Raw genomic sequence first — 7,541 nt, forward strand, 5'->3', positions numbered from 1 at the left:
AATAATAATCGATAGATTATCAATAAGATTTCCACCTCCTCTGCTAGTTATAATTTGCATTTTATAATTTTATTTACACTTAATTTCAATACCTTGTTTTTTAGCCCACGCCTTTGTTAGTTCCCACGCTTCTTTAGGTGTTACATCAGCTTTTATCAATGCTCCTTTAGTCCCATCAGCATCAATCAAATGTAAATCTCCTTTGTAAGCCTGAATATCTGGATTATTATAATGTTTTTCTAAAGTTCCTAACCATTGATCATTTGATAAACCTGCATTCTTTATTTGATCTGATTTAACTAATGGCTTTGTATCTCCCCCAATGCCATTATATCCATGCATTGCACTGTGATTGTCTCCTGTAAATTGAGTATCATCCCAATATAGACTTGGCACGCCTGTTTGACTATTAAATGGTTTTATTCCTAAATCAGTTGCTGCTTTATGAGGTACAACGTGATGTCCCTGATTAACAGGGTTACCTAAAGGCATCAATCCAAAAATATCTACCCAACTATTACAATCATGAATATACTTGTAAAGCTCTCTACCCCCCATTAGCCCAATTGGATCCTGACTAATATACATTCCCGTATCAAAAGAATAATAACGATATCTGTTATAGTAAAGCCCTATTTCTAAATCCTCATACTGTCCTAACTGTCTAAACGGAATAAAGCTTCGATCACCTTTCAGATTACGCAAATCTCCATAAATATCATAATCAGTTTCCCAAACTACATTTCCTTTTTCATCATAAGCTTGTACGGGTCTGCCAATATAATCATTGATTATTGAGAACTTTTCTTCTCCAATTATTTTTGCGCTAGGTACAAAAGAACCACCCTGATACACCCAGGTAATTAAATTCTCAATCGGTTCCTGTTTATCATATACTAAATCATCGTCTTCAACAATGAGCTTAGGTCTTTCACTTAAATCGTACTTCCATTCGTGAATAAGAACGTTTCCATCCCAAACATAACGATTTATTTTTTGGTTTGCAATTTTTGCGGTACGTCTGCCTAGCGCATCGTACTCAAAATGTACTTTCTTACCATCGGGGTTGGTGATGCTCTCGAGCATTCCGTTGGCCAGCCAGTTATAGGTGGTATCTCCGTCCTGCCATTGCTCGTGCTCTTGCTGTAGTCTGGCTTCTTCGGTTTTGTTGCCCCCCAGTTTGTCGATCCAGTTGGTGGGTTCTTCGAATTTTAGTTTCTCATTAATGTTTCTGGAACTTTTGTGTATCAGGTTACCCAGTTCATCGTATTTGTAATGGTACTTTTCATCCTGTAACAGTTTACCACCTTTACCATACTTACGATCGCTGCGATCGGGAGTTTTGTAAAGATTCCCTACCGCATCCGGGGTTTTGTACAGCTGTCCTTTTCCATTGTAATCAGCCTTGGCAAGATTACCAAAATCATCGTAATCAAAATAGGTGATGCTTGAGGTCATTTGGTTCACCGCACTGCGCAATTGCTGGTTGGTATCCCAGTTGTAAAAGCGTGATCCCGTGCGTTTGCCATTGGCAAATACTTCCTGTTCCTTTTGTTTTCCGTTGTTGTTGTAACTGGTTTTAATATGGAGTCCTCCAGTAGTGAAGCGTTCTATTTCTCTTCCCAATTCGTCGCGTTTCAGGGTGGTTTCCCACTTCTGGTGCTGTTCTTTGAGTTCGTTGCTTTGTGCCTCTATACGCTCTAGCTGTCCTTTCGAATTGTAATGAGTACTGATCTCTGTTCCCAATGAACTATTTATACCAATACGCTGTCCCAGTTTGTTGTAAGTGGAGGTAAGGGTAATGGCATTATCATTTTTGTCGAGCTGTTGTTGTTGAGTTTCTTTTACGACACGCCCCATTTCATCACGCTCTATAAATATACTTACATTCTGATTTACGGCTTCTGTTAAAAGTCCGTTTTTGTTGTAACTATACGTTTCCCAGGTGCCGTCGTGATAATCGGCTCTGGTGATGCGTCCTAGTGTATCTTGTTCGTATTCGGTAAATTTTCCGTTGCCATGATCGATTCGGGTGACTTCACCTGCAAGATTCCGCTGGTACTTTTTCACCATACCATCAAAAGCGGTTTCTTTTACAATTTGTCCGGCTTTATTTCGGGCGAAATAATATACTTCGTTGTCTTCGTTTTTGATGGCTTGCAACTGTTCCATCTTGTCGTAATCAAAACGCACTTTCACGCCATTTTGTTCACGCGTAGCGAGACTTCCCATTGGGGTATAACTAAACTTAATGCTATTTTTATTATCTTTTAGCGCTATGACTTCATCATAATTGTTGTAGGTAAACTGTATGACATTACTGTCTTTTTCTACAATTTGTCTTACCCTGTCCAATGCGTCATAACTAAAATAATCGGCCATCTGCATCGGGGTGTAGATCGCTTGTACGCGTCCGCGATGATCGTACTCCCATGATTTTAACTTTTCGCTATTCTCACGCCACTCTACAAGATTGAATTGATCATCATAAATCAGTTCGAGTTTATTGTTGTTTTTGGCAACGCTGGCCAGTAGTCCGTTATCGTTATAAGTGAAATGACTAGTACTTTTATCGGGAGCAATAATTGTTTTGAGCTGATCCTCTCTGTCTTCTTTGTACAGATAAACCGTTTTGTTCCCTTCGGGATCTATAGCAATAGACGGGCGATTTTCCTCATCGTAAATCATGATTTCTTCGGTGCCATCCGGGTAAACGGTACCGGTTTTGTTTCCTCTGTCATCGTAGTTAAAGCCTAGTATACGTCCTTCGGGATCAATCTCACGATAGAGTTCCATAAACTCGGTATAATCGTAAAAGGTACTGTTGCCCATTGGATCTTTTACCTGTGTGACCAATTGACTAGGCTCGTAATAATAAGTAGTTACGGCCCTATTGGCGTCTGTTACTAAATTGTATCCTTCTTCCGTATGATATTCCATCCAGCCTTCCTGCCAGCCTCCGTCACCCCAGGTGTGTGTACAACGGTTTTCATTATCGTATTCCCAATAAAATGTTTGTCCGTTACGATCTGTTTTCTCTACCATCAAATGGTTATCGTAAGAGATCACAGTAGCTTTTTGAAGCGCGTCGATAATCGCACTTATGTTACCTTCGGGATCGTACTCATACGCTACTAAAAGTTCGTCCTGTTCCGCTCCGATAAGTTCCATTTTTTGAATAAAACCGTCTTTCGTACTTACTTTGATGGCTCTGCCGGCAGCATCGATAATTTTATTTAAATTGTTAGCTGTAAATTCAAAAACAATACAAAGTCCGTCGGGGTTGCTAATTTTGGTAAGTTGGTATTTTTTTCCATTAAAAAGAGTAAACTCATATAAAAGTTTACTACTATGTTCGTAGGCGCTATACCCTTCCTGCGTTCTTTTAATAGTAGTTTTTTCTTCACGTAAATAAAATTCTTCTTCGGGCAGCAGTGTTGGAAAAGCTACAAGTCGCCCGTCATCCATACGAAGTCCAAGAGCATCGTCTTCAGGATACAATTCTACCGCCCGATCGTAGACACTATGCACACCATGACCCAGCCATCCCACATATGGGGAGTCTGAATACCAACTGCGCTCCCAGTTTAAAGGAATCGGACTGGTAATACTGAAATCACTGCCTTCATAAATTACGGCACCATTTATAAGGTTAATAGGCTCAAAACCAAATCTACACAAGATTCTTTTAAGCCCTTTTGGACTTTTTCCACTCGTATTAAATTTTTTAATAAGTCCTCTGGCTTTTTTCATCAAGGTACTAAAACCAATACTAGCTAATAATCCTGTAAGGACTCCTCCCCAATCGGGAGGATAGGGTCCACCAACCATTACGGGTTTCCCCGTTGGGATAGGCAATGAAAATGAGGTTGGGGCAAAAAGGGTTGGGGCAAACGGTAGCATTTTCTTGCCTATTTTGGTTTTCCCTAAAGACATCGATAGGGGGATGCCGATATCATTACAGGTCATTAGCATATGTCCTTTGGGACTCATCCTCGTACCGTCTGAAAAAACGGTTTGTGAGGCGAAAAAATTCATACTTTCATGCCCGATAATGGGCATCATTAGCCAAGGTGGCGTAAAAAGAGGGATATGTTGTAATGGAATTATGATTCCGCTGGTATCGGAATTACCTCTTTTAAAACCATTTACATGCACAGTGGCACCTAAAAACGGAACGTAATCAAAAGGGTCCATCACTATACCTATATAAGGATGAAACGGGTTAAACGGCGGCAGGGTAGTAAAATGAATGTCTATACCCACGACTATGGTTAAATGATTATCGGTTAATAACATAATTAATAGGTGTTGCTTAATTGATATTCCTCTTGTATCTGTTTGGCTATTTGTTTTGGATTGTCGTTCCAGTTTTCTCCAAAAATGAGTACCATTCGTTTAAAAACAGCTTCTTTTTCTGAATACCCAATTTTAGGGTCGCTCTCTAAATAACTGTCAGCAATAAAAGTAAAGTTGACGATTTTAAGGGTTTCGTCGGTTAGTGCGTATCCGTACTCAAAAGCATCATTTAAAATTTCGGTATATCGACTTCCTTTTTTCTTGGCAGCCAGCAGCAATGCATAATTGTACCCGTTGATCACCTGCATTTCCTGATTTATTTCCTTAGCAATTGCCACTTGTTTTAAAAAATAATCAATCGCTGTATCTGTATTTCCAATAATGCTGTGATGCGAACCTTTGTAAACTAATAGCTGCATTAAAATTCCAGCAACATCTTCTTTCTCTTTATAAAATGGAGTTGTTATTTTAATTCCCTTATCCAATAGTTGATGAATAAGCTCCTTCTCGTCTTTAAATTGGAATAAAAAACTGGCATAAATTAAATAAGATGAAGCCCAAAAACTGGTTTCTCCGGTACTCTTACTAATGTCGATAAGTTCATTACCCAGTTTTTTTACTTTCTCCTGTTTTTTGTTTTTTGCTGCCTCACCAATTTCAAACAAACATTTTCGGTATCGCACCTGTGGATCATTTGGATTTCCTTGTGCAGCTATTTCTTTGTAAGCTTTGTTTATTTCCTGATTTGGAATTTCTATGATGGTTCCGTTTTCCTTTGCTGCAAAAACTACATCGCGATACTGCTGTCTTTCCTGATAATCCAAAAACAGAAAACCTATATTTTCCGGCAATAAAACGGCCAGTTCATTCAGACTTTCGGTCAACAAATCGGCATTGCTTACTTTTTTTACTAATAAACTTACGATCAAAAGATTTCCTGTTTTTGCTTCAAATTCTTTAAAACTAATGAGCATTTTGATGTAAAATTCCTTCAGACTTTCAATACTAAGCTGATTAATTTCGGGAAGTATTTCTTTAAAAGTGGCAAAGTCTTTCCAATTCCAATTGGGATTTTTTTTCAGGTCTTCTTCAAAAGTTACAATCCATTGCTCTATGATCGTGCTGTAAAAATCTTTTTTATCATCAAAATCAACAACAAAAGCAACAAACGAATCTTCGGATTTACCATAGGCAGAAGATTCTAAGTGAATGAAAGCATCCAATAAAGGAAAATCATCCTTAAAACAAACCATACTGAATACTTTAGCTTTTGGCTTTTCTTTTCGGGTTTTGTTCCAGATTTTCTGAATGTTCTCGACTCTTACAGCGATAGGATTGTGCGTATTATGCATTTTTAAATTCTAATTTAAGTTCACCACTCCACCTTTAACATTGGTCATTGTTTTACCGTCTATGTCAACAACTTTTCCTTCTGCCAAAATGGTATTTTTTCCTTTTATATTGATACTTGGCGCTTCATTACCGATTTGAGTGTCACTTTTCACACTCACCTCATCCGTACCAACAGCCACTATTTTTTTACTGTCGACATTGACCTCATTTATACCATTTATATTTACCTTTTCATCAGCAAGAATGTTAATTTCTTTCGACAAAACGTCAATTTTGTTTGGTGCATAAATGGTCATGGTCCCGTCACCGTTAAGTTTTATCATATTACCACTTGGGTCTGTTGCGGTAAAACTATTATCTCCTTCATCTAAAACTAAAGAAGTTCCTCCTCTGGTTGCAAAGCTTCTTTTGTTGTTATCCTGACCACCGCCTCCACCACTTTTTCCATGAAATACGCTTCCCAAAATGAAAGGTCTGTTTGGGTCTCCATAACGGAAATGAACCATAACATGATCCCCTACATCGGGTATAAATACCATTCCTCTGTTACTTGCTACTTTTCCGCTGCTTCCTGCATCCGGAGTTAGAACACGAAGCCAGGCCGTTTTCATAGAAGTACCTTGCTGCCAAAGCATTTGCACCCTAATTCTTCCTTTATTTTTAGGATCGGTATTGCTTTCTACCAGAGCTTGCTGTGTTTGTGCTATTGGATAAGCGACATCGGGTTCCGGAAGACTCAATACTTTTGAAGGTATCGCTCTGAAGTTATTTTCGTATTCTCCTAAATGGGTCGCATAGTGGCTAATTTCGGTAATAATATAAGAGCCTACTTCTTGTGTTATCATACTTTCGTTTTCTAAAACACTAGATTTTATGTTGACTATACTTCCAATTTTTAATTTGGTATTTTTAGTAGTTGCCGAAACATAATTGGTATCGGCAGCAGCACTTTCCTGTTTCTTTTTTAAGAAAGATTCTAAAACCAAATCGTCGCCTGTACTCACTATTCCGTGTGTAAATGCCGGTGTTGCAAACACCTCTTTTGAAGCAGCAAAAGCTTCATTGCCTAATTTTGGCAAACCGCCTACCGTGTCTTTTGATTTTGCGCTATAGCGTTTGTCAGCGCTTTCGTTATAAGTAAAAGCACTAAATTTATTTGGTACCGCCTGTACGGATATTTTTAGTTTTGAGATATCACTATTGTAGGTCAGAGAGATCGGCTTGTCGAAACTTTTAGGTTTACCGAAGATTAACTTCTCTCCATCATAATACAACCATTCGTTGTATTGTTTTGCCAATCGCTGAATGAACTGAAAATCGGTTTCAAGGTATTGATTCTGATAGTCCATTTTACTGGCATATTCAGGGTTTACCTCGTTTTGCAGCTGCTCTCCTGCTCCATTTTTTATGGCTTCTTTGACGATATCTTTTAAATTCATTTCTTCCCAGGAATGCAGCTTTTCACCGGACTCCAACAAGATGGTCTTTGAATAACCTGATACTACAATATGGTTGCCTGAATGCCCCATTTCCTGATCAAAATCGATATTGGTCACTACTCCTAAAAAGTTGTTTTTATCTTCAAGGATGATGTGTACCACTTTACCTAACCAGGCCTGAGCATTTTCAAGAGTATAGGCCAAAGGACTTTCGACAACGGCATGGGGAACACGAATTTCGAATCGATGATGATCGTTTATCACCTGTACCAATTCTATACTGGTAAAATGACTTATTCTCTTGGAATCTATTCCAAAAATTATGGTTTGTAGTATCATTATTTTAATCTTTTTAGTTAGTACTAACTATTTATATCTATCGGATCAGTGTGGTGTTAATTAATTTTTATAAATCTCGTATCGATTAATGTATTTAAGGAATGTTATTAT

Annotated in this window: 3 protein-coding genes; all 3 read right to left on the minus strand. The window is 38.2% G+C overall.

Features of this window, described 5'->3' with window-relative positions:
• Window positions 1–69 precede the first annotated feature (69 nt).
• Genes JO950_RS20395 through JO950_RS20405 form a run of 3 tightly spaced genes read right to left on the minus strand, consistent with a single transcriptional unit; the run spans window position 70 to window position 7,430 of the window.
• A complete protein-coding gene (locus tag JO950_RS20395) occupies window positions 70–4,299 on the minus strand; it encodes a DUF6531 domain-containing protein (protein ID WP_237732405.1) in 4,230 nt (1,409 codons plus the stop codon).
• A gap of 2 nt (window positions 4,300–4,301) precedes the next feature.
• Window positions 4,302–5,651 (minus strand): hypothetical protein, encoded by a 1,350-nt coding sequence (locus JO950_RS20400; protein ID WP_202704279.1) that lies wholly within the window; start codon window positions 5,649–5,651, stop codon window positions 4,302–4,304.
• Window positions 5,652–5,660: 9 nt separating this feature from the next.
• The gene (locus JO950_RS20405) at window positions 5,661–7,430 is read right to left on the minus strand and encodes a type VI secretion system Vgr family protein (RefSeq protein ID WP_202704280.1); all 1,770 of its coding nucleotides are present in this window, start codon (window positions 7,428–7,430) and stop codon (window positions 5,661–5,663) included.
• Window positions 7,431–7,541: the final 111 nt, after the last annotated feature.

The sequence above is a fragment of the Flavobacterium sp. UGB4466 genome (assembly GCF_903469665.1).
In the GTDB taxonomy this organism is placed as follows: Bacteria; Bacteroidota; Bacteroidia; order Flavobacteriales; family Flavobacteriaceae; genus Flavobacterium; species Flavobacterium lipolyticum.

Excerpts from the sequence above, each read along its gene's own strand:
- JO950_RS20405 (WP_202704280.1), bottom strand. The coding sequence starts at position 7,430 with ATGATACTACAAACCATAATTTTTGGAATAGATTCCAAGAGAATAAGT.
- JO950_RS20395 (WP_237732405.1), bottom strand. The coding sequence starts at position 4,299 with ATGTTATTAACCGATAATCATTTAACCATAGTCGTGGGTATAGACATT.
- JO950_RS20400 (WP_202704279.1), bottom strand. The coding sequence starts at position 5,651 with ATGCATAATACGCACAATCCTATCGCTGTAAGAGTCGAGAACATTCAG.